The sequence below is a fragment of the Rhizobacter sp. P2_H2 genome (genome assembly GCF_056403375.1).
This window is the reverse complement of record NZ_JBFUFP010000666.1, coordinates 1-3,078: the sequence shown is the minus strand read 5'-3', so window position 1 is coordinate 3,078 and position 3,078 is coordinate 1. Positions and strand designations below refer to the sequence as shown.

General features: G+C 72.3%; 3 protein-coding genes. 1 reads left to right on the top strand and 2 read right to left on the bottom strand.

The window, feature by feature from the left end; translation table 11 throughout:
- Together AC1D15_RS24375 and hemC are read right to left on the bottom strand one after the other, a co-directional pair.
- Positions 1-519, bottom strand: a 519-nt coding sequence (locus AC1D15_RS24375; protein WP_477827999.1) for a uroporphyrinogen-III synthase, incomplete at its 3' end; no start/stop codon positions are given.
- Positions 497-1,435 carry a hydroxymethylbilane synthase gene (hemC, locus tag AC1D15_RS24370; RefSeq protein ID WP_477827998.1) on the bottom strand — a complete coding sequence of 313 codons (939 nt, stop codon included), beginning with the start codon at positions 1,433-1,435 and terminating at the stop codon, positions 497-499. The genes hemC and AC1D15_RS24375, both read right to left, overlap by 23 nt.
- Before the next feature lie 78 nt (positions 1,436-1,513).
- Here hemC and AC1D15_RS24365 point away from each other — a divergent pair.
- The coding region (locus AC1D15_RS24365) for a phosphoenolpyruvate carboxylase (RefSeq protein WP_477827997.1) at positions 1,514-3,078 on the top strand (1,565 nt) is incomplete at its 3' end.

Below are 3,078 nucleotides of genomic sequence, written 5' to 3'. Positions count from 1 at the left end.
GCCGTAGGCGCAGGCCAGCGACACCGTGGCGCCCTGTTCGCGCAGGCGCTCGGCGAGCCAGTCGCGCCCGCTGGTGCCGCGCACCACCAGCACGCGGCGGCCCGCCCAGGCCTGCGTGCGCAACTGCATCCACAGCGCCTCGGAATCGAACTGCGCCGCATCGGCCGCCGGCTCGACGATCTCCAGCACGCCCAGCGCGCGCAGCACGCGCGTCGTGCCCGGCCCCGGCGAGGCCGCCTGCAGCGCCGCCGGCCAGGCGGCCCCGGGTGGGCGCTGCGCGAAGAACTGCTCGGCCGCATTCGGGCTCACGAACATCACGAGACCGACGCTGCCGAGCCCTTGCCACGCGGCGTGCAGTTCGGTGGGGTCGTCGACCGGCCGGATGTCGATCAGCGGCAAGGCCTGCGCATCGAGCCCGGCCGCACGCAGCCCGTCGACCCACTCGCGCGCCTGGGCCGCAGGCCGCGTGACCAGCACCCGCAGCGACGCAGCGACGTCAGCTGCCCCCGAGGTAGGCATCGGCACCCGCGGACCTCAGTTGCGCCGCGGCCAGTTCGCCCAGGCTGCGGGCGGCGCGAGCGTCGGCGACGACAGCCGCCGAGGTCGTGTGCAGCAGCGGGCGCGTCGGGTCGTCGACATGGCCGAGCGCCGCGGTGAGGCGCAGCGTCGCGCCGTCCCACACCGCATGCGCAGCCAGCGGCATGCTGCAGCTGCCGCCCAGCGAGCGCGACACCGCGCGCTCCGCCTCGGCGACCCACCACGTGGGCCGGTCGGCCAGCTGCGCCAGCGCATCGCGCAGCGCCGGCTGGTCGCTGCGGATCTCGATGCCCAGTGCCCCCTGCCCGGCCGCCGGGATCATCTCGTCGACCGCGAACAGCGCGCGGATGCGCTGCGCGAGGCCCAGCCGCTTCAGCCCGGCCGCGGCCAGCACGATCGCGTCGTACTGGCCGTCGTCGAGCTTGCGCAGCCGGGTGTCGAGGTTGCCGCGCAGCGGCTCGATGCGCAGGTCGGGCCGCCGCGCCAGCACCTGCGCGACGCGGCGCAGGCTGGAGGTGCCGACGCACGCGCCCTGCGGCAACGCGTCGAGCGTCGCATGGTGGTTCGAGACGAAGGCGTCGCGCGGATCCTCGCGCTCCAGCACCGCGGCCAGCTCGAAGCCCTCCGGCAGTTCCATCGGCACGTCTTTCAGCGAATGCACCGCGAGGTGCGCGCGCCCGTCTTCGAGCGCGGCTTCCAGCTCCTTGACGAACAGGCCCTTGCCGCCGACCTTCGACAGCGTGCGGTCGAGGATCTGGTCGCCGCGGGTCGTCATGCCCAGCAGTTCGACGCGCAGGCCGAAACGTTGTTGCAGCAGATCGCGCACGTGTTCGGCCTGCCACAGGGCAAGGCGGCTTTCGCGGGTGGCGATGACGAGGGGTTCGGGCAGAGAGGACATCGACAAATGCTATCAGCGCGCTGCTACCATCGCGGTTCGTAACCAAGTTACAGCCTCGACGAGGCCCTGAGGACAAAGATGCCACGCGCCACACCTGCCCCCAAGTCCCCCGTCCCACGCAAGAGCAGCACACGCAGCAGCGCGGCCGAGGCCGCCGACAAGAACCGCCCGCTGGTCGACGACATCCGCCTGCTCGGCCGCATCCTCGGCGACGTGATCCGCGAGCAGGAGGGCCAGGGCGCGTTCGACCTGATCGAGCGCATCCGCCAGCTGTCGGTGGCGTACCGCCTGAAGCGCGACGCACAGGCCGGCAAGACCTTCGACCGGCTGCTCAAGAGCCTGAGCGGCGACCAGACGGTCAGCGTGATCCGCGCCTTCAGCTACTTCTCGCACCTGGCCAACATCGCCGAGGACCGCCACCACGTGCGCCGGCGCGAGCACCACGAGCGCCAGGGCCACCTGCAGGAGGGCTCGCTCGCGATGAGCTTCGAGCGCCTGGCCGAGGCCGACGTGCGCGCAGCCGACATCGCCGGCGTGCTGCAGCGCGCCTTCATCTCGCCGGTGCTGACGGCGCACCCCACCGAGGTGCAGCGCAAGAGCATCCTCGACGCCGAGCGGGCCATCGCCGAGCTGGTGGGCCAGCGCGACGAACTGCACGGCGCACGCGCGCTGGCCGGCAACGAGGCGCTGCTGCGCGCCCGCGTCACGCAGCTGTGGCAGACGCGCATGCTGCGCTACACCAAGCTGACGGTGGCCGACGAGATCGAGAACGCGCTCAGCTACTACCAGGCGACCTTCCTGCGCCAGATACCGAAGCTGTACCAGGAGATCGAGGAGGCGCTGCCGGGCCACCCGATCGCGCCGTTCTTCCGCATGGGCAACTGGATCGGCGGCGACCGCGACGGCAACCCGAACGTCAGCGCCGAGACGCTGCAGATGGCGCTGCGCCGGCAGAGCGAGACGGTGCTGCGCTTCTACCTGACCGAGGTGCACGAGCTGGGGGCCGAGCTGTCGATCTCGGCCACGCTCGCGCCGGTGACGGCCGAGATGCAGGCGCTGGCCGAGCGCTCGCCCGACCACAACGCGCACCGCGAGGACGAGCCCTACCGCCGCGCGCTGATCGGCATGTACGCGCGGCTCGCCGCGACGCTGCAGGCCTTCACCGGCACCGAGGCGCTGCGCCACGCGGTGGCGCCGCAGGATCCGTACCGCCGCAGCGACGACTTCCTCGCCGACCTGAAGGTGATCGAGACCTCGCTGCGCTCGCACCATGCCGATGCGCTGATCGCGCCGCGCCTGCGCCCGCTGATGCGCGCGGTGCAGGTGTTCGGCTTCCACCTGGCCACCGTCGACCTGCGCCAGAGCTCGGACAAGCACGAGGCGGTGGTCGCCGAGCTGCTGAAGACCGCGAAGATCGAGGCCGATTACTCCTCGCTCGACGAGCCGGCGCGCCGCACGCTGCTGCTGCGCATGCTGAACGACGCGCGGCCGCTGCGCGTGCACGGCGCGGCGTACTCGGAGCACGCGGTGGGCGAGCTGGCGATCTTCGAGGCGGCGCTGCAGATGCTCGACCGCTACGGCCGCGAGGCGCTGCGCCACTACATCATCTCGCACACCGAGGACGTGAGCGACCTGCTGGAGGT

What these genes read in the sequence shown, in the direction of transcription:
- hemC (WP_477827998.1), bottom strand. Translation starts at nt 1,435, where the DNA reads ATGTCCTCTCTGCCCGAACCCCTCGTCATCGCCACCCGCGAAAGCCGC.